Origin of the sequence: Streptomyces sp. NPDC048196 (assembly GCF_040652715.1) — a bacterium.
Classification (GTDB): Bacteria; Actinomycetota; Actinomycetes; order Streptomycetales; family Streptomycetaceae; genus Streptomyces; species Streptomyces siderophoricus.
On sequence record NZ_JBEZMM010000039.1, the window covers coordinates 55,224 to 75,370 of the forward strand.

Genomic DNA, 20,147 nt, shown 5'->3' on the forward strand with positions numbered 1-20,147 from the left:
TGACCGGACTACCGCGTGTGCGCGGACGACTGTCCGACGGTGCGGTTTTCTTGATCGACCGACCACCAGGAGGGTCCAAATGATGGGACCCCAGCACACATGAGCGCGTGATTCTCGCCACCCCTGATAGGGGTTGCGCTCAGATGAGCGAATAGGGCCGGGCTCCACCTCTCGGAAAGGTGGCACCGGGTGCCACCCCTCATGTGTTCGAGTGATGTATTCATTCGTCGCACTGCGTATCACATTTCGCTTCTACGATCACGGATCGCAGTGATGCATTCAGGTAATGAACCACCCGCCGAGCGGGTGATCACTTTCGATCTGCTGGCTGACGGCCGGTTACGCACGTATGTCGACCAAGTGGACGTACCCATACGCCTTCGATCTGGGTATGTTCCTCGCCGTCAGGGCAGCCCGTCGGCGAGGAGTCAGTGCCGTGCCGGAAACACAAGATCCCCACGTAACCCAGCCTTCGTCCGCGAAGTTCGTCTACGACTTCACCGAGGGCAACAAAGACCTCAAGGACCTCCTCGGTGGCAAGGGTGCAAACCTCGCCGAGATGACCAACCTGGGACTTCCCGTCCCTCCGGGGTTCACGATCACCACCGAGGCCTGCAAGGTCTACCTGGAGAGCGGCACCGAGCCGGCGGCACTCCGTGCCGAGGTCTCCCAGCACCTCGACGCCCTTGAGCAGAGGATGGGGAAGAAGCTCGGCCAGGCCGACGACCCGCTGCTCGTATCGGTGCGTTCCGGGGCGAAGTTCTCCATGCCCGGCATGATGGACACCGTCCTCAACATCGGCCTCTCCGATGCGTCGGTTTCCGGCCTCGCCGCGCAGGCCGGTGACGAGCGGTTCGCGTGGGACTCCTACCGCCGCCTGATCCAGATGTTCGGCAAGACCGTGCTGGGCGTCGACGGCGAGCTCTTCGAAGAGGCGCTGGAGGAGGCCAAGCGGGCCAAGGGCGTCCGCGTCGACGTCGAACTGGACGCCGCGGACCTCAAGAGCCTGGTCGCGCACTTCAAGGACATCGTCGCCAAGGAGACCGGCCGGGACTTCCCGCAGGACCCGCGCGAGCAGATGGACCTCGCCATAAGGGCCGTCTTCGACTCGTGGAACACCGACCGCGCCAAGCTCTACCGCCGCCAGGAGCGCATCCCCGGCGACCTCGGCACGGCCGTCAACGTCTGCTCCATGGTCTTCGGCAACCTCGGCCCGGACTCCGGCACCGGCGTCGCCTTCACCCGCGACCCCGCCTCCGGCCAGCAGGGCGTCTACGGCGACTACCTGCAGAACGCGCAGGGCGAGGACGTCGTCGCCGGTATCCGCAACACGGTCCCGCTCGCGGACCTGGAGCAGATCGACAAGGCGTCGTACGACGAGCTGATGCAGATCATGGAGACGCTCGAAACGCACTACAAGGACCTGTGCGACATCGAGTTCACCATCGAGCGCGGCAAGCTGTGGATGCTGCAGACCCGGGTCGGCAAGCGCACCGCCGGTGCCGCCTTCCGGATCGCCACCCAGCTCGTCGACCAGGGCCTGATCGACGAGGCCGAGGCGCTGCAGCGGGTCAACGGCGCGCAGCTGGCCCAGCTGATGTTCCCCCGCTTCGACCTGGGCGCCAAGTCCGAGACGATCGGCCGCGGCATCGCCGCCTCCCCGGGTGCGGCGGTCGGCAAGGCCGTCTTCGACTCGTACACCGCCGTCAAGTGGTCGCGTTCCGGCGAGAAGGTCATCCTGATCCGCCGGGAGACCAACCCCGACGACCTCAACGGCATGATCGCCGCCGAGGGCATCCTCACCTCCCGCGGCGGCAAGACCTCGCACGCCGCCGTCGTCGCCCGCGGCATGGGCAAGACCTGTGTCTGCGGCGCCGAGGAGCTGGAGGTCGACACCAAGGCCCGCCGGATGACGACCCAGGACGGGACCGTCATCGAGGAGGGCGACGTCGTCTCCATCGACGGCTCCACCGGCAAGGTCTACGCCGGTGAGGTGCCGGTCGTGCCGTCCCCGGTCGTGGAGTACTTCGAGGGCCGGATGCACGCCGGCGCCGAGGACGCCGACGAGCTGGTCAAGGCCGTCCACCGGATCATGGCGTACGCGGACCGGGTCCGCCGGCTGCGGGTCCGTGCCAACGCCGACAACGCCGAGGACGCCGCCCGCGCCCGCCGGTTCGGCGCCCAGGGCATCGGCCTGTGCCGCACCGAGCACATGTTCCTCGGTGAGCGCCGCGAGATGGTCGAGCGCCTGATCCTGGCCGACACCGACGCCGACAAGGACGCCGCGCTCGAAGAGCTGCTGCCGCTCCAGAAGGCCGACTTCATCGAGCTGTTCGAGTCGATGGACGGACTGCCGGTGACGGTACGGCTGCTGGACCCGCCGCTGCACGAGTTCCTGCCCGACATCACCGACCTGTCGGTGCGGGTCGCGCTGGCCGAGGCCCGCCACGAGAAGCACGAGAACGACCTGCGGCTCCTCCAGGCGGTGCACAAGCTGCACGAGCAGAACCCGATGCTGGGCCTGCGCGGCGTGCGCCTCGGCCTGGTCATCCCCGGTCTGTTCGCGATGCAGGTGCGGGCGATCGCCGAGGCGGCCGCCGAGCGCAAGAACGCCAAGGGCGACCCGCGCGCGGAGATCATGATTCCGCTCGTCGGCACCGTCCAGGAGCTGGAGATCGTCCGCGAGGAGGCCGAGCAGGTCATCGCCGAGGTCGAGAAGACCCACGGCGTCGAGCTCAAGCTCACCCTCGGCACGATGATCGAGCTGCCCCGCGCCGCCCTCACGGCCGGCCAGATCGCGGAGTCGGCGGACTTCTTCTCCTTCGGCACCAACGACCTGACGCAGACCGTCTGGGGCTTCTCCCGGGACGACGTCGAGGCCAGCTTCTTCACCGCGTACCTGGAGAAGGGCATCTTCGGCGTCAGCCCGTTCGAGACCATCGACAAGGACGGCGTGGGCTCGCTGGTCCGCAACGCCGCCGCGGCCGGCCGGGCCACCCGCCCGGACCTCAAGCTCGGCGTCTGCGGTGAGCACGGCGGCGACCCGGAGTCCGTCCACTTCTTCCACGAGGTGGGCCTGGACTACGTCTCCTGCTCGCCGTTCCGCATCCCGGTCGCACGACTGGAGGCGGGCCGGGCGGCGGCCGAGTCGAAGGGCAGCGACAGCCGCTGACCCAGGAAGGCACCGCGGGCGCGGGCGCGTCCGTGGTGCCGCACGAGAACCACCGGAACCGGCGGCGGGGCCACCTCAAAAACCCTCACCAGCCCGGCCGTCGGCTCCGGAACCCCGACGAGGGCGGCACCTGTGCGGAGGTGCCGCCCTCGGTCGTGTGCGGGCCCGCGGAGGTCCTCAGGCGATCTGCCGGGCGGGGCTGGCCTTGCTGCGCCGCTGGTTGAGGCGGGCGGCGAGGAGCGGCAGGAGTTCCTCCCCTTCGGCGACGGAGCCGAACACCGGGAAAACCTTGGTGAGACCGCTCACCCGGAGGGCCTTCAGGAAACTGGGGTCAGGGGCGACGATGCCCACCATCCCGCCGTGCGCCCGGGTCCGCTTCAGGGCGCCGACCAGCACGCCGGTTCCCGTGCTGTCGAGGAAATCCACCCCGCTCACCTCGATGAGCAGCTGGAAATGCCCGTCGTTGACGAGCTCCACGATGGCCTCCCGCAAGCGCGGGGCCGTATAGACGTCGAACTCGCCGATGACCGTGAGCACGGTCATCACCTCGGAGAGGTGCTCGTGGGTGATCTCCACCAATCTGCACCGGTTCACGTTCGGCTCCATGCGTCCCCGCGTCCTTCCGCTCGGCGCGATCCCGTGCTCAGCGTACGCCGCCTATGCCCTGCTCCGCGCGGCCAACGACCGTGTCCAGACGATCAGTTGGCGGACGATGCGCTCGGCGCGGCGGCTGCCGGCCGGCAGGAACGGCAGCACCACGAGGGCCGGCACGCTGGCCAGCGTGACCAGCAGGAGGGGAAGGACGAGGAGGGCCGCGGTCAGCGCCCGGTACAGGGCGTTGGCCGTGCCTCGCGGGATGAGGGTGGCGAAGGGGTTCAACTCTGCCTCCGAAGTGAGCGTGGTGCGTCGCCTGCTGGACGCGTTGTCGTCGTCGGGATCAGGATGGCGGCGGGCGGAAGGCCGCCGACGGGTGGCGACGGGATGCGGTGGAGAGCGGGGGAACAGCGATGGGAAGCGATGAGAACCGCGCTCCGGGGCGCCGGCCACGGCCGCTGGCCCCGCCGCGGCTGCCGCCGGGCGCGCTACGGGAGTTCAAGCGCTTCCTGTACCGCCTCTACCTCGCCGCCGGCACCCCTTCCCTGGAGGCGATCGTGGACGCGATCGGCCAGGACGACGGCCTGCCCGGCTCGCCCTTGAAGGACACCGTCAACCGGATCCTGGGCGGCGCGAAACTGCCCGGTCTGCACGACGCGGAATCGGTCGCCGCGGTGCTGGCGCGGTCGGGCGGGGCCGAGGACCCGGAGCACGTGGTCGTCCGGACCAAACAACTGTGGATCGCGGCCCAGGAGAACCCGGGCCCGCCCCCGCGCACCGCCGAGGACTGGGGCGCCTTCGCGCTCGGGGTGCACCGTGCGGTCGCCGTCGACGGCAGCGGCGTCGACGACCTCACCCCCTACATCGCGCGCAAACACGACGAGCTGCTCCACGACCGGCTGCGGCACGCGGCCGAGGGCCGGCAGTCCGTCCTGGCCCTCCTGGTCGGACAGTCGTCGACCGGCAAGTCGCGGGCCGCTTTCGAGGCCGTCCGGAGCGAACTGTCCACCTGGCCGGTGCTGGTGCCGCGGGGCGCGCACGAGCTCGTCGAGTGGGTGGCGACGGACTCCGTCGACGCGCGCACCGTCGTCTGGCTGGGCGAGGCACAGCGTCATCTGACCGAGCCCGCCGGGGAGGAGGCGGCCCGGGCCCTCGCGGAACTCCTCGCCCGGGTCACACCGGTGGCGGTGATCGGCACGATGTGGCCCGAGTACGCCCGGAAGGTGGCCTCGCGTGCGCTGGAGACGGCCGACCGGTACGCCCATGCGCGCGCCCTCCTGGAGACGTACCGGGCCGAGATCCACGTCCCGGACGGTCTGGGGGACGGCCTCGGGCAGGCCCGGAAGATCGCCGTCCGGGACCCCCGGATGCGGGCGGCGGTCGCGGCGGCGCAGTGGTCCGGCGACGGTGCACGGGCGCGGGTCATCCAGCAACTGACCGGCGGGCCGGAGCTGGTGCGGCGGTACGGGACCGGGCCCGGCAACGCCTTCTCGGAGATCGAGCACGCGGTCGTCACGGCCGCCGTCGACGCCCGCCGCCTCGGTCACGGCAGCGCACTGCCGGGCGAACTGCTCGCCGAGGCCGTGGCCGGCTACCTGCCGACCACCGCCCGGGTCACGCACGACAGCGGCTGGTTCGCCACCGCCCTGCGCAGCCTGTGCGCCCAGGAGACCGGCTCGCTGTCCGCCCTGGTGCCGGACCGGGTCGCGCCGGGCCTCGGGGCGGCGGACGGCTATCACCCCGCCGACTACCTGGACCAGAGCGTCCGGCTGCGGCGCGCGCACCTGGCCCCGCCCGAGCAGCTGTGGGAGGCCGCGGCGGCCCATGCCCGCACCGTCGACGACCTGTACGCGATGGGGCAGGCGGCGCAGGACCGCCGCCGCCACGACCACGCCGTACGGCTGTACCGGTGCGCCGTGGAGCGGGGCGGCGACGTGGCGCGTCCGGCGCTCGCGCAGCTCCTGGAGGAGGCCGGCGACCGGGCGGGCGCGGAGACGGCCGCGGCGGACAGCGCGCGTGCCTGGGCCGTGCTGGGGGCCGTACGCGAGAACGGCGGGGACGGCGACGGTGCCTGTCACGCCTACGCGCGGGCGGCCGGCGCGGGGGAGCGGCAGGCGTGGTCGGCCCTGGTCCGGCTCCGGGAAGTGGCCGGCTGCCGGGAGGGCGCCGACGAGACCGCTGCCCGGGCGGCGGAGGCGGGCTGCCCCCGGGCGTGGCTGACGCTCGCCCGGCTGCGCGACCACGCCGGGGACACCGCGGGCGCCGGTGCGGCGTACGCCCGGGCGGCCCGCGCGGGCGACCCCTGGGGCCTGCTCGGCCAGGCCCGGCTGGCCGAACGCGCGGGCGACGGCGCCGCGGCGGAGACGGCCTACGGCGAGGCCGGCGCCGCCGGTGTCACCACGGCCTACGTCCATCTGGTGCGGCTGCGTTGGGCCGGCGGGGACCAGGCGGGGGCGGAGCGGGCGGCCGCGCGGGCCGGCGAGCGCCGGGACGCCGAGGGCTGGTGCGTACTGGCCCGGCTCCGCCGGGAGGGGGGCGACACCGAGGGGGCGACGCGGGCCTGGGGGCGGGCGGTCGCCGCCGGGTCGGTCACCGCGCAGGCCCAACTGGCCCGGCTCTGCGAGGAGAACGGCGACCGCGCGGGCGCCGAGCGCGCCGCCCGCAAGGCCGCCTGGCAGGGCGACGCGGAGGCCTGGGTGGCGCTCGCCCGGCTGCGGGCGGAGGCGGGCGATCCGGCGGGGGCGGGTCTGGCGGCCGAAGCGGCTGCCGCCGCGGGGGACACCGACGCCTGCACGATGCTCGCGCGGCTCAGGGAGGCGGCGGGCGACCGGCCGGGCGCCGAACGCGCCGCGGACGCCGCCGCCGAGACCGGGGATCCGGAAGCCTGGGCCGCGCTCTCCCGCATCCGTGAGCGGGCCGGCGACCGGGCGGGTTCGGAGGCGGCGGTGGCCAAGGCGAGGGAGGCCGGCGCGACCGGGGCGTGGACCGCCCTGGGCCGGGTACGCGAGCAGGGCGGCGACCTCGAAGGCGCCGAACGGGCCTATCTCACGGCGACCGCCCTGGGAGATGTGGATGCCTGGGGCGCGCTCGCCCAACTCACGGAGGAGAAGGGTGACGTGCGACGCGCGGCGGAGCTCTACGGCACGGCGGTGGACGCCGGGGACACGGAGGCGTGGGAGGGGCTGCTGCGCACCCGGGGATGAGCCGGTGATCCACCCGGCCCGCCCTGGTGCGGCCCCGACGGGCAACCGGACGAGGGCGGCACCTGTGCGGAGGTGCCGCCCTCGCTTTCTCCGGACTCCCCCCTCGGGAGCTGCCGCCACCCCGGTCGGCGCGGGAAGGCGGCCTTCGACGGGGCTGCCGAACGGACGGTTCCTTGCCCATCACCCCCCACGGGATCGAGCAATCCGGGCCGTTCGTGCCGCCGTCGAATTGAGTACAAGCATTCCTCGCGCCCCCCGGGTGGGGCGAGGACTTTCAAGTCTGGCCAAAAGGGCATGGTGACCGCGCGTGTTGGCGTGCATACTCAGGCGTGCCGGGGGCCGACGGAAGAAACCAAGGGTGGGGGTTCGGTGTTACGCGTCCATTTCAGTGGACTCGATCTGGCCCGTGTGCGCATTGCGGCACGCCCGGACGCGCTGTGGGAGACCGTCTTGAGCTTTCACCGGCTGCGCGACCGGCGGGACGATTCAGCGTTCGGCAAATGGCGATCGGAAACACGGGGAAAGTTGAATGGCGAAGCGCGTCTGCTGGCGCCGCTGGTGCCCACGCGCGGCTATTTCCCGGATTTCCTGACGCCCGCCGAAGGGCTCCTCGGGCTGTCCGACGCGCTCGCCGCGCTGCGCGAGACACCGGCCGAGCGGCTGCACACCGAGCTCTCCCGGCTCTCCGCCGCCGCCCGTCCGCTCCCGTCGTGGATCCGGGCGATGGCCGACGGCGAGACCCGCGCGCTCGGCCGCCTCGCCACCATCCTGCAGGGCTACTACGAGGCGGCCGTCGCTCCGCACTGGGCGCGCATCCAGGGCCGCATCGAGGCCGACCGGGCCGCCCGGGGCCGGGCGCTGCTCGACGGCGGCGCGGACCGGCTGCTCGCCTCGCTGCCGCCGATGATGCGCTGGCGCCCGCCGGTCCTGGAGGCCGACTATCCCGTCGACCGCGATCTCCATCTCAACGGCCGCGGTCTGCTCCTGCTGCCCTCGTACTTCTGCCGCCGCACCCCGGTGACCTTCCACAACCCGGACCTGACGCCCGTCCTGGTCTACCCGGTGGAGCACCAGACGCCGAGGCTCACCCCGCACGTTCCGCCCGAGCGATGTCTCGGCCGGCTCGTCGGCAAGACCCGCTCGGCGATACTGCACGGCGTCGGCGTCGGCTGCACCACCAGCGAACTCGCCCGCCGGGTCGACGTCTCGCTGGCCTCCGCGAGCCAGCACGCCACCGTCCTGCGCGACGCCGGCCTGCTGACCACGCTCCGGCAGGGCAACGCGGTGCTGCACACCCTCACCCCGCTGGGCGCGGCCCTGCTGCGCGGCGCCCGGCCGGCGGAGGACGCGGCGTACGAGCGGCTGGCGTGAGACCAGGACCGGGTACGGGCGGTCGAGGTGCCGCCGGGACTCCGGACGCGCGGTGGACGTGCCGGGCGGACCACGTACGCCCGACAAGGACCGGCACCCTCCGGCGACCTGCGGGCGCGGGCTACGCCGTCAGTACGGGCGATCCCCCGCGATGGCGACCCGTTCGGCGACCCGGCGCGCGGTCCCGTAGTCGTTCACGGCATAGTGCTGGGTGGCGCGGTTGTCCCAGAAGGCGACGTCGCCCGGCTGCCAGCGCCACCGCACCTGGAACTCCGGCACATGCGCCTGCTGGAACAGCAGCCGCAGCATCCGGTCGCTCTCCGCCTCCGCCCAGCCCGCGATGCGGGTGGTGAAGGAGGCGTTGACGAACAGCGTCCGCCGCCCGGTCTCCGGGTGGCGGCGCACCACCGGATGCTCGACGGGCGGGAACTCCTCCTGGAATGGCGCGAGTTGGGCCGGGGAGTAGAAGCGTGCGAAGCCCGGGAGATAGTCGTGCACCGCCCGGGCCCCGTCGATGCGGGCCCTGATTTCCGACGGCAAATTGTCGTACGCCGCGGCCATATCGGCCCACAGGGTGTCTCCTCCGGAGGCCGGTACCTCACGAAGCTGCAACACCGCGCCGAGCGCCGGGCGTTCCCGGAACGTGACGTCCGCGTGCCATACGTTCTCGAACGTAGGAACCGCGCCGGCCGCCTTGTCGAACCGCACCACCTCCTTCGTATCCCCCTGCGCCAGGAGCGGATTGGTCTCCAACTGCCCCCAATTCACGGCGAATTCACGTTGTGACTCGGAAGTCAGGTGTTGCCCGCGGAAGAACAGCACCTTCCACTCCAGCAGCGCCCGGTTCAGCTCCGCCCACAGCGGTGCGGTCAGCGGCCGGGACAGGTCCAGCCCACGGATCTCGGCCCCGAGGACGGCCCCCTGCGGTACGACCTCGAAGCGCTCGTAGGGCCGGTCGGTCCATCCGTCAGGCGTACGACGCAGCATCCGCGAGCCTTCGTAGAGGCCGTCGGCAGGGATGCGGTGGGGGCGCAGGGGAGAGCGGCGGGAGAGGGGAGAGAGGGGAGAGAAGGAAGAGGGGCCGGGGGGTGTCATGGGGCCTCCTTGGGGCGTGGGTGAGGAAAGCAGGGGCGGGGCGCAGCCGCACGGCCTGGGGAGAGCGGGAGCCGGAAGGCCGAGCCACGGCGCGGACCGGGACCGTACGGCTCGGGTCGCGGACATCGCGGGTCGTGGACGCCGCCGGTCGCGGACACCGCCGGTGGCGGTGCGACTGCCTCAGGTGGCGGTACGCCTCAGGCCGTACGGGGACAACAGGCCGTACGGGGACAACAGACCGGGGGAGATCCCACCCGACCGCGGCGGCGCAGGAAGCTCAGGCCGCGGGGCGCGCACTCACCGTGGGGGCCGCAGTCGCGCGGCGCCACCGCACGGGGCTTCGGGTGCGTGCTCATGCCACGCACCGTACCCCGTACACCGGCGACCCATGCCGCCCTCAGTCATCGATGCCGCTGCGCTCCACCCCCGCGACGATGTACCGCTGGAGCAGCAGGAAGACGGCCACCAGCGGCACGATCGACACCGCCGCCGCCACGAACAGCTCGTGCAGATTGAGGTTCTGCGCGGTGGTGAACGTGGACAGCGCCACCTGCACCGTCCACGCCTCCTGGTCCTGCCCGATCACCAGCGGCCACAGGAACGCGTTCCAGGCGCCGATGAAGACGATCGTGCCGACCGCGGCAAACACCGGACGGGAGTTGGGGACGACGATGCGCCAGTACGTCCGCCAGTGGCCGAGCCCGTCGACGCGCGCCGCATCCTCCAGCTCCCGGGGGAAGCCCAGGAAGTACTGGCGGAAGATGAAGCAGGCGAAGGCGCTGAACAATGTCGGGATGATCAGCCCGCGCAGGGTCGAGATCCATCCCAGCGTCGACACCAGCACGAAGCTCGGCACGAAGGTCACGGCCGCCGGCACCATCAGCGTCCCGAGGATCGCGTAGAAGACGGCATTGGCGTGCCGGTACGGAATCCGCGCCAGCCCGTAGCCCGCGAGCGAGGCCAGGACGACCGTACCGACCGTCGTCGACACCGCGATCAGCGTGGAGTTGAGCAGCGCCCGCCCCAGCGGAAGGTTCGGGTCCCGGAAGACCTCGGTCAGGTTCGACCACCGCAGATCGTGCGGGAAGAACGTCCACTCGGGCGAGGTGATGTCCTGCTCGCTCGCCAGCCCGTTCCGCACCAGCAGGTAGAACGGGACCAGGAACAGCAGCGCCAGCGCCACCACCAGCACCACCCGCAGCGCCCGCCCGGCCTTCGTCAGCGCATCCCGCGTCAGTGGATCTTTCGCGTTCTTCATGGGGTGCTTCGTGGGGTTCTTCGTGAGGTTCTTCGTGGGGTTCCGCATTCCGCTCAGTCCTCCCCCTTGCGCCCCAGGCCGAACCAGCGGACCTGCAGCACCGTCGCCACCGCGATGATCAGCGCCAGGATCACCGCGCCGGCGCTGCCCAGCCCGAGATTCTGGTCCTGACCCAGCGCCGTGTAATAGAGATAGACCAGCGGCGGCCGGGCATACGGCGGATAACCCCGGGCATCGCTCAGCAGGTTGTAGAACTCGTCGAACGCCTGGAACGCATTGATCACCAACAGCAGCACCACGGCCACGGACGTGGCCCGCAATTGCGGAAAGGTGATGTGCCGGAACGTCTGCCAGCCGGGCCGCGCCCCGTCCACCGCCGCCGCCTCGTACAACTGCGGGGAAATCCGCTGCAGCCCGGCCAGGAACAGAATCATGTAGAACCCGGCCTGCAGCCACAGCCGTACGGTCACGATGACCAGCCAATACCAGGGCGGATCCGTGGTCGACAACCAGGCGATGTCCTCGCCGCCTCCCAGCCACCCCAGCACGGTGTTCGCCAGCCCGAACCGCACCCCGTTGAAAATCGACAGCTTCCAGATCACCGCCGCGACGACGTAGGAGCACGCCGTCGGCAGGAAGAACACCGACCGGAAGAATGCCTGGGCGATCCGCAGCCGGTTGACCATCAGCGCCAGCCCCAGCGACAGCGCATACGTCGCCGGCACGATGAACGCGGTGAACACCAGGAACGTCCCCAGGCTGCCCAGGAACGCATCGTCCCCCAACATCGCGCCGTAATTGCCCAGCCCGACGAAATCCGAACCGCTCGGGCTCACCGTGTTGTGCGCATCGAAGAAGCTGAGATAGACGCTCCACGCCAACGGCACGTACGTGAACAACCCGAGCCCGACGACGAACGGCCCGACGAACACCCAGAACCACAGATTCCGCCGCTGCGGGCCGAGGATGCGGCCTGCGCCCACCGTCCGGCCCCTCACTTCCTCTTGGCCCGCTGCAGCTCGGCGTTGACCTTCCGCACCACGCCCTTCAGCTCACTCTCCGGGTTGGCGCCGTCCTTGATGATCCGGCTCAACGCGTCCTGATAGGCCGTACGGTCCGCCGACGTCCACAACAGCGGCTCCGCATATCCGTGCTCCGTCGCGAACCGCACCGCGTCCGCGGCCGCCCCCTCCTGCAGCTGCTTGGCCTTCTTCGCCAGCGAGATCCGCGCCGGGATGTGGAATCCGTACGACAACGCGAAATCCTGCTGGAAATCCGTCCGCTCCACCCACAGCCACTTGGCGAACGCCTTCGCCTCCGCCTTCTTCTTGCTGCGCGCACTGACCGCGGAGCCATAAGCACCCACCGGAACGGACGGCTTACCTCCGGAGCCGTCCTTCGGAAAGGGCAACACTCCGAAGTCGTCCCCCAACGCCTTCTTGATCTGCGGCAGCGCCCACAAACCCGACCACTGCATCGCGGTCAGCCCCTGAAGGAAGGCGGACGGATCCGACCAGTCCGTGGGCGCCCCGAGCAGAAGCGACTTATTCGCGTACAACTGCCGGATCTTCCCCAGCACCCGCGCCGCAGCCGGATCGTCGAAGCCGACCTTCCCGTCCTCACCGATCAGACTCAATCCGGCGGCGAAGAGCGGCGTGCCACTCAGCACCCCCACCCCGCCGTCATTCCCCAGGAAAAGCCCCTTGGACTTCTTCGTCGTGAGCTTCCCGGCCGCGTCCACCAACTCATCGACCGACTGCGGTGGTTGCACGCCGGCCGCCTTCAACGCACTCTTCCGGTAATAGAGCATCTGCATGTCGATGACCTGCGGAATGCCCCAGACCTTTCCCTGCCAGATCTTCGGTGCCAGCACCGCCTGGTTGAAGTCGTCCTTCACCGGCTCGACCTCGGCGGTCAGATCGACGACCTGTCCGCCCTGGATCTGGTCCAGCAGCGGCGCGTTGACCTCGAACACATCCGGCCCCGAGTCCGTGAGCAACGCGGCCGCCGTCTGCCGGTCGTAGTCCCCCGGCCGCCACTGCACACTGACGTGAGCCTTCTGGTACGCCGCCGCATACCGCTTCACGGCCCGCTCGGTGCCCGGCTCCCCGTACTGGTGGTACCACTGGCTGAGCCCCGCCCCGGACCTCCCGCCGCCACGCCCGGTGTTGGACCCGCACGCGCTCGCCAACGCCGCCGTCAGCGCGACCCCGCCCCCGGCCGCCAGCACTCTCCGCCGCTCGATCCCCGCCATGACTGCTGCCCCCTGTCTGCTGCTTACTGCTTACTTCCTGCTTCCTGCTTCCTGGTCACCGGCTGAACGCCTGCGATCGGTGATCGTCGATCACCACGCCGCAACCGTCCACTCTGCCGCACGACCGTGACACCCGCATTGCTTCTCCACGAACCGTCCGGAGGTCCGAACGGCCGCCGCCCGTGCTACCTCCCTGGATCGATGCCCGTCAGCGCCACCACAGCCGCCTCCACCGCCTCCTCCCAGACATACGGGTACCCCTCCACGTACATCTCCTGGGCGAGCCCCGGCCCCACCGCGACATCCGGTATCGACACCCTGACCTTCCTCCCCTCCAGCGCGAGGTGGTACGTCACGCACGAGTCACCGCTCGCATCCGGATCGCTGTCGACGTCCTCGTCCCGCAACGAGAGCCCCCTCGCTGCGAGTTCGGCCACCAGCCGGTCCCGGTTGGCCCAGATGGTGCGCCGAGCCGCATCGAACGCGGAAAGCTCGTCCACAAGGTCACTCCAGGCGTACGCGACCCCGTTGTGCACCACTTCCCAACTCGCCTCTCCCTCCCTACCCTTCACGACCTCAAGTGGCACCCCAGGCATCACGATGTCCCCCTCATACCCCGGCGGACACTCGAAGGAGAACTGAAGGCAGTCAGGCCACTCGTCGTCCGCCTCCCCGTCCTCCAGCCCCGCCCATGGCTCGTCACACCCACGCCCCACGAGCTCGGCCACCAACGCCGCCATATTCGCCCGCGCACAGGCCGCGACCTGGTCCTCATCGGCGAGGATGCCCCCCACGTCGTACCCCTCGCGGCGAACGTCGTCACTCTCAGTCATCGTCATGCACCCATTCTGACCCGGACCACTGACAACGGGAGCGGACTCTGGGATGACGGCACACGGCCCCGCGACGACATCACCGGGCCCCGTGGCGACGTCACATGGCCCGCGACGATGTCGCACGGCCCCGTGACGACAGCACATGACCCCTTACGGGGTCACCCCTCGCCCTGCCGGCTGCGGTAAAGCGCGATGGCCGAGGCGGTGGGCAGGTTGGGGACCCACACCGTTTCCCCGCTGCCCTTGGCCACAACGACCTTCGACCCACCAAGCGGCCCGAGCCGCGCCCGGCCGGAAGCTGCGTCGGGGCGGGGGAACGTGGGGTACACCAGATAACCGATGTCGAACTCATGGACCTGCAGGGGCGCCGGAGACCCGTCCGGCAGCTTGGGCGCGGCATAGCGACTACGGACAATGGCCAACGCATCCTCGGCACTCACCGGCGGCGCAGGTGGCTCCGCCGCGTTCACTCGCTCCTCCACTCGCTCCCTCACTCGTTGTGGAAGACGTAGGACCACGCGGGCGCCTCGGCTCCTGTGCTGTCGACGGTTGATTGTGCGATCGCCACGTACTGGGGCAGCAGGACGGCTTCGAGGTCGTTGTGGACGGTCTGCTTGGTACGCAGGCCGGTGACCCAGAGGCCGACCATGGTGAGGAAGTCCTCAACACTGCACGCGGCGGGGAGGGACGCGAGGTGATGCTCTTCAGGCTCGGTCGGGATGCGGAGGACGTGCCCGGTGGGGCCGTCGACCACGAGCTCACCGCCCATCCAGAACCCGATCTGGAAGAACGGTCCGGTCTCGTCCACGGGCGGCACATCGTCGGGCCAGAAGACCTCATCCATGACCTCGAAGCGGTGATCCCCGTACGGGTAGAGGCCCATCCCACCCTCTCGCATATCGGGCAGGCCGAATTCGAGCAGGGTGTGGCGGGCCGCTTCGTCCGTGAGGCCCTCGGGAAGTTCCTCTTCCTCCAACTCGAAGATTTCCTCGTCTCCATACAGCTCGATGAGGTCCTTCGGGCTGGGCGGAGGGGCGTCCAGCGGCACAGTGGGGCCAACCGTGGCATAGGGGCCGGACAGGGGCTGGTGATTTCCGGACCCGAAACCGGAGAACTCCTCTCCCGGCCCCGGCTCGATCGCGAAGAGCCCACCCGAGCCGCCGAGTACCACCAGATCACCGACCGGCAGCGGCGGGCTCTCCAGCAAGCTGGGGTGCGGTCCGCGACCTGCAGGGACGCCGGTGTGCAGATCGTGGAACGTCAAGGGCCCGGGCCGTCCGTCGGCATCGTTCGACGACTCGGGGTGGGCCGGGAGCGACGGCCATGAGAGGGCGCCCAGGTGCCCTTCGGGAATGTCGTCTCCCTGCCAGGGGCCGGCGAGCAACGCGCCGGTCTCGGCATCCCAGATCGCGACGTCCGGCTGCTTGCGTTCACAGAGACCGGCAATGGCCGGCCGGCCGTTCCAACGCACTTCCGCCAGTGCCGTCAGTGGCATCGTCTTCGTATAGCGCACGTGGTAGCCACCGGGCGGCCGCCAGTGCGTCCACTTCGCCGTCCAAGGGAGTTGAACCCCGGATTCGGCGACTGCGGCGGCGAATGCCGTGTCCTTCCGGGCGGTTGCCATGAGGTGCAACAAGGCCGCCCACTCCGACTGCTGGGACGGCACCACTCCGTACGCCCAGAGGTGAAGGGCGTCAGCGGCAGCGGAATTTCCCGGCACCCTTCCAGCGGAGGCACAGCACGCGGCATCCATAAGGACAGTCTGGGGAATGTTGGCGAGGACCTCGCCATGTGGAAGCAGCTCCTCCAGCGCTCCCGCCTGTACTGCGTGGGCGGCCAGTCCGATTGCCGCGTAACGGCCTTCGGGACCGTACGCGGCCCATCCATCAGGATGCTGGACTTCGTGTGAGACGCGCCGCAGCCAATCGAAGAGGTGCCGATTGACCCGCGTGACCTCAGCGGGAGTCGCCTCGCGGCGCAACCGCTCCGCAATCCCTTCGTCGATGAAGGAGACGCCGTTCGGGCCGGACTGGAGCAGATCCGGGTGGTCCTCAACGAATGGGGCGAGCACCGTTTCCGATACCGTCTTGCCGGTTACTGCGACCGCCAATTCGGCCCACACCCGCAACGGCACTTCGCGAGGCTCGGCCAGGGCAAGTGCCTGAAGGAGAGGGGACTCCAGTCCCTCCGTCTCTGCGTTTTCCGGGAGCCGAAGCACAACGGTCGACCGGTTGGGGAGATCGCGCGGCGAGGTATGCGCGAGGACGGCCACATTCCCGCTGTTCAGGCCCGCCACCGTACCCAAAATCAAACGGTCGGGTTCATGAGCACGCCGAGTCCGGCCCGATCTGTGGGCGTTGGCGATGAGCACCAGGCGCGCGTCGGTGATCTGCCGCAAGGAACTCCGCCAGCGGCTCCGTTTACCCGGCCCCAGATCCACTCCGAGAGCGAGCAAGACCCTTTCCTGTACCTCCTCTGCAGTGAGGCCCTGGGCGTCGACGAGCACACTGCCCTCGACGCGCAGGTGAACCTCCTGCAGGACCGACCCACCACCCGTACCGGACGGATCGATCAGAAATGCCGGCTGACCACCGGGGCGATGCGCCCGCCACCAGTCATCGATGAGGGTTGATCCGCTGCTGCAGCAGCGGCTGTTTCCTCCTTCATCTGTTCCTGTGTCGTCCCGGGCTATGCCGACCCCCAAGTGTCCAGGTCCCCGTCGAACACCTGGTCCCAGTGATCGGCGTCCTCCACCACCGGGTCGATCTCTTCAGCCCATGCCCTCAAGCTGGCCCGGGCATCCACGTACTCGTGAGGGGTGTTGAAATTACTGATCAACAGCTCGTGGTAGAGGCGCAGCAAGGTACAGAACTGTCGAAGACCAGAGGCGAGAACCGGGGTTTCGTAACCAGTACGGAGGTCCTGCAGAACTTGCCCTGTCGCACCGTCAAGCAGGATGGTTCCCCCCGTCCAGTCACCCAGGACGAACAAGTGGCCATCGCCGTCCAGAGGCTCTGCTTCCTCGGGCCATTCGCCCTCGATCAGGGGTGATTCACACAGGTTCACCAGAGACATGAAGGGGAGCTGATCAGTGAGAGAGGGGAGTCCGGTGGTAGCGAGGAACTGACGAGTCTCTGCATGGGTGAGGCCGGGCGGCATATCGGATTCCCGGACGAGGCAGCACGTGCCATCCCCAAAGGTGGATTCCAGCCACAGCTTGGAAGGTGCCTCGGTGTCGAGTGCCGCAGCCGGACATGCCCATTCGGCGGACTTCGTGATTGTTCCTACAAAGGGCTCCGGCAGCGCCGGCGGGGCGCTTTCCACGAGCACATCGGCATCCACTTCAATGGCGAAGGGGCCTGTGGGGCCGGCCACAAGCCACTCGCGGTCAGATTCTGGTGTGGTCCGGAAAGGATGAGCCGACCCGAGAATGTGCCGAACTGGAGGGCTTGACGGGTTGCGAGGCCAAGACCGGCTGACCGGAATGCCTTCGGAAGATTCCTCGTAGGCTTGCGGCGAGGGGCCGAAGGTGCCGTATGGGCGACACCGCGACCAGACCGTCCGCCACAACAAGGGCGTTCCTGCGGATGCCATCGCCTGCGCAAGGGCCTCGTTTCCGCGACTGACGGTCGCCTGGTGTAGCCAGGCGCCCCATTCGGATTGCGGGGCATGCGCCAGCCCCAACGCCTCAAGATAATGGGCATCCATCGGCAATCCGCCTTGAGGTACACCGCCGGGCCAGCAAGCTGCCAGTCCTTGCAACAACCCATACGCATCGAGGTTCGCCAGAACGGGGCCCTCGCTCAACAACCCCTCAAGGGTGCCGGCATGGGCGGCGTGCAGCGCGGTCGTGGCTGCTGCGTAGGTGCCGAGCGGACCGGCTGCCTTCCAATATCCCGTGGTCAGGTCCGCCATCCGCTGCCTGAGGTGGTCGACCACTGCCTCGTGATCGACCGGCCGAAGAGCCCGTATCCGATGACGGGTCGATTCCCAGCGGAAAGACACCTCTCGCTCGGAACCGTCGGACTCCGAGACCGCAAGGATTTCGGTAAGCCTGCCGGCGAGTTCGGTGAGCTCCTGGGAGGAAGCGCTCATTCCCCACACCTGGCACAGCTCTTCCCAGACCGACACCGGGATGCTGCGCATTTCGGCTGCGGCGAGGGCTTCGAGCGGAGGATGGTTCGCCACCAGGTCCGCGATCTCTGCATCGTGTTGATGAGGGCCGGCGGGGCCCACATCCCCCTGCAATACGAGTTCGTTCCGGGCAGGGGCGAGCACCCAGCTCTTTTCCGCCGACCGCTCAACGACGAAGCGGAGATCTGGTCGGGAGAACCTCTTCAATGTACGGAGCACCTGCTGGGTGATCCGGCTCGGCTCGTTGGAAGAGACGAGAGGGCCGGCCCATTGAACGTTCGCGAGGAATGCGACGCCGGTGTCCCTGACCTTGCGCGCGGCCTCGGCCAGGGACACCGCACCGTACTCGGCGCCCCAGGCCCGGAGTAGACGGTGAGCCACTTCTTCCGCGGTCAAGCCACGGCAATCGAGATAAACGGCATCGGGGACGCGACTGGCCAGCTGCTGGAGCAGCCGCGTCTTTCCTGTTCCAGCGGCTCCGCGGATCGCAAACGTTTCGTAGAGCCGATGTGGCTCCGCCAGCCACGACTCGACGCGCGCCATGGCGCTCTCCGCTGTCATCACTCACGTTCCTTGCTCGATCGGGTGCCGTTTGCTGCACGGCCCAGGGTCAGACTGTAGTGCCCTGGGCACCCGCCTGAGGAGACTGGTTGGCGCTTGCCACGGTCATCCAGATGCGCAGCCATTCACCCCGGTACTGGATCATGTCCTTATCGGTCATCTTCTTCACGCGATCCCGCTCCGCGTTGTCTTCGGCCTTTCCTGCCTTTATCGCCTCACGTCGTTCTGCCGCCGTTGCGTAGTCGCCCTCCTCGGCGGCCTTTTCGTACCCCATCGCGCCCTTTCGGTACCCGATGCCGTACGAAATTCGGAGATTGCTTTTCGGGATTGGTCCTTCGTGCTCGTTGTCGCGCTTGGTGCGTGCGCCCTTCGTACGTGATCGGGAGTCCCCGGTGTCGCGCTCCATGTCATGGCTGAGGTAGTCGGAGCAGTTCGCGCCGCCGGTGCCCGTCCTGTCGCCGCACGGTTCGAACTCTGTGAACAGTCCCACAACCTTGTACTGGCCCGGATGCTTGGCTTCGACGGTCCTCATCCATTCGCCGAGATGAGGCTCGGAGTGGTCGTGGTGGTAACGCTTGCTTCCCGGAATGGACGAATCGATGACGTAATGAACCTCGGGCTTTCCGTCATCCCCGGTCTTGTGCACCTCGAGGACCGCGTAATTCTTGCCGGACATATCCGGACGCAGCCCGTTGTTCTTGTTCTGGTTCAACAGGTTGTCGAGCTTGTCGTGCGTGGCGTCTATCGCCGATTGATCCGTGCTTCCCGCTTCGTGCGCCACCGCGTACTCGCGCGCCAGTGAGGACGGTTCCGGCTTTGTGTCCCCTTCCTTCATGCGCTTGATTTCGTGATTCTGGTGCATGGAGACGCCAGGAAGAGGATTGGCTGCATCCGTAACAGCTTGCGGGCGCCGTCGACCAGGGTCGTCCTTGACAGGGCTGTTGCCGGCGGCCTGCGCCTCGTGGTATCCGCTGCTGATGCGAGCAATTCCAGCAACTACTGCCATTTTCTGCTCGTCGTTCAGTGTCTCGAACCCCTTGAGGAGCTCGTTGAGGCGGCGTTGGCTGATCGCACCGTTGGCTTGCGCTTCCGACACAACTCGCGCGAGAGATCCGTCGCTTGCCCAGTGATGGGAATTCTCCAGGACGGGTCCCAGGTCGATCTGGGAGACGTCGTGTGTCAAACGCAGCGTCTGCTGCGAATCCTCGGGCGGCATATCGTACTGCGTGTGGTCCACGCCCTGGCGCTCGCCGAACTCCGAGGAGCCGCGGACGGCCTCTGAATCGAAGCGCTCGGGAGCTTCCTGGTTACTGTCGTCGTTGGTTTGATCCAGCTTGGGCTTTTTGGCGTTGTGGCCCTCGTCGTCCCCGTCGATGTCCATGTCGTCGGGGTGTTTGTGCTTCTCACCGCCGCCGGCGGGTTCGGCGGCGGGGCGACGCGGAGGCTTGGGGCGCGTATCGCCGGGGCGGTGGTCGTTCGGGGTGGGTGTGGGGGTGGTGGGGCGGCGGTTGGCGTTGAGGGGGATGGCGTGGACGCCGTTGCTGCCGTCGTGGAGGGGTTTGTTGCTGGTTTTTCCGGTTTGGGCGTCGACGTAGGTGATTTTGCCGTTGTGGTTGACGACGTTCCAGGCGTGGGCGCGGCCGTTGTTGTCCTGGGTGACGATGACGGC

General features: G+C 69.1%; 13 protein-coding genes and 1 pseudogene. 3 read left to right on the plus strand and 11 right to left on the minus strand.

Going from position 1 to position 20,147, the window contains the following annotated elements; translation table 11 throughout:
• Window positions 1–436 precede the first annotated feature (436 nt).
• Window positions 437–3,172 (plus strand): pyruvate, phosphate dikinase, encoded by a 2,736-nt coding sequence (gene ppdK / locus AB0E02_RS29240; protein ID WP_362144488.1) that lies wholly within the window; start codon window positions 437–439, stop codon window positions 3,170–3,172.
• A gap of 258 nt (window positions 3,173–3,430) precedes the next feature.
• On the opposite strand, the pseudogene AB0E02_RS29245 reads toward ppdK, so the two are convergent.
• Window positions 3,431–3,715, minus strand: a pseudogene (locus AB0E02_RS29245) (STAS domain-containing protein); the annotation flags it as partial.
• A 114-nt stretch (window positions 3,716–3,829) separates the two neighbouring features.
• A complete protein-coding gene (locus tag AB0E02_RS29250; RefSeq protein ID WP_362144491.1) occupies window positions 3,830–4,051 on the minus strand; it encodes a hypothetical protein in 222 nt (73 codons plus the stop codon).
• Between the two features lie 128 nt (window positions 4,052–4,179).
• On the opposite strand from AB0E02_RS29250, the gene AB0E02_RS29255 reads away from it, so the two are divergent.
• Window positions 4,180–6,969 (plus strand): hypothetical protein, encoded by a 2,790-nt coding sequence (locus AB0E02_RS29255; RefSeq protein WP_362144494.1) that lies wholly within the window; start codon window positions 4,180–4,182, stop codon window positions 6,967–6,969.
• A gap of 525 nt (window positions 6,970–7,494) precedes the next feature.
• On the plus strand, window positions 7,495–8,340 hold the full coding sequence (locus AB0E02_RS29260) for a winged helix-turn-helix domain-containing protein (RefSeq protein ID WP_362144497.1): 846 nt from the start codon (window positions 7,495–7,497) through the stop codon (window positions 8,338–8,340).
• Window positions 8,341–8,469: 129 nt separating this feature from the next.
• Here AB0E02_RS29260 and AB0E02_RS29265 read toward each other — a convergent pair whose 3' ends face one another.
• The 9 genes from AB0E02_RS29265 to AB0E02_RS29305 all read right to left on the minus strand — a co-directional run.
• The gene (locus tag AB0E02_RS29265) at window positions 8,470–9,435 is read right to left on the minus strand and encodes a TauD/TfdA family dioxygenase (protein ID WP_362144500.1); all 966 of its coding nucleotides are present in this window, start codon (window positions 9,433–9,435) and stop codon (window positions 8,470–8,472) included.
• A 397-nt stretch (window positions 9,436–9,832) separates the two neighbouring features.
• Window positions 9,833–10,693 (minus strand): carbohydrate ABC transporter permease, encoded by an 861-nt coding sequence (locus AB0E02_RS29270; RefSeq protein ID WP_362144503.1) that lies wholly within the window; start codon window positions 10,691–10,693, stop codon window positions 9,833–9,835.
• A gap of 53 nt (window positions 10,694–10,746) precedes the next feature.
• Entirely contained in the window at window positions 10,747–11,676 is a 930-nt protein-coding gene (locus AB0E02_RS29275; RefSeq protein ID WP_362144506.1) for a sugar ABC transporter permease, read from the minus strand.
• Window positions 11,677–11,687: 11 nt separating this feature from the next.
• On the minus strand, window positions 11,688–12,947 hold the full coding sequence (locus AB0E02_RS29280; RefSeq protein WP_362144510.1) for an extracellular solute-binding protein: 1,260 nt from the start codon (window positions 12,945–12,947) through the stop codon (window positions 11,688–11,690).
• A 185-nt stretch (window positions 12,948–13,132) separates the two neighbouring features.
• Complete coding sequence (locus tag AB0E02_RS29285; protein ID WP_362144514.1) at window positions 13,133–13,786, minus strand: hypothetical protein; 654 nt, start codon at window positions 13,784–13,786, stop codon at window positions 13,133–13,135.
• 155 nt (window positions 13,787–13,941) lie between these two features.
• Window positions 13,942–14,253, minus strand: coding sequence for a hypothetical protein (locus AB0E02_RS29290; protein ID WP_362144517.1), 312 nt, complete (start codon window positions 14,251–14,253; stop codon window positions 13,942–13,944).
• Window positions 14,254–14,273: 20 nt separating this feature from the next.
• Window positions 14,274–16,487, minus strand: a complete 2,214-nt coding sequence (locus tag AB0E02_RS29295; protein ID WP_362144520.1) for an SUKH-4 family immunity protein — start codon at window positions 16,485–16,487, stop codon at window positions 14,274–14,276.
• Window positions 16,472–18,478, minus strand: coding sequence for an SUKH-4 family immunity protein (locus AB0E02_RS29300; protein ID WP_362144523.1), 2,007 nt, complete (start codon window positions 18,476–18,478; stop codon window positions 16,472–16,474). Before AB0E02_RS29300 ends, AB0E02_RS29295 begins: the two co-directional genes overlap by 16 nt.
• Before the next feature lie 49 nt (window positions 18,479–18,527).
• On the minus strand, window positions 18,528–20,147 hold a 1,620-nt coding region (locus tag AB0E02_RS29305; RefSeq protein WP_362144526.1), incomplete at its 5' end, for a toxin glutamine deamidase domain-containing protein.

Bases quoted from the DNA above. Each gene is read 5' to 3' on its own strand.
- AB0E02_RS29255 (WP_362144494.1), top strand. From the start codon at position 4,180: ATGGGAAGCGATGAGAACCGCGCTCCGGGGCGCCGGCCACGGCCGCTG.
- AB0E02_RS29300 (WP_362144523.1), bottom strand. From the start codon at position 18,478: ATGACAGCGGAGAGCGCCATGGCGCGCGTCGAGTCGTGGCTGGCGGAG.
- AB0E02_RS29285 (WP_362144514.1), bottom strand. From the start codon at position 13,786: ATGACGATGACTGAGAGTGACGACGTTCGCCGCGAGGGGTACGACGTG.
- AB0E02_RS29265 (WP_362144500.1), bottom strand. From the start codon at position 9,435: ATGACACCCCCCGGCCCCTCTTCCTTCTCTCCCCTCTCTCCCCTCTCC.
- AB0E02_RS29280 (WP_362144510.1), bottom strand. From the start codon at position 12,947: ATGGCGGGGATCGAGCGGCGGAGAGTGCTGGCGGCCGGGGGCGGGGTC.
- AB0E02_RS29270 (WP_362144503.1), bottom strand. From the start codon at position 10,693: ATGAAGAACGCGAAAGATCCACTGACGCGGGATGCGCTGACGAAGGCC.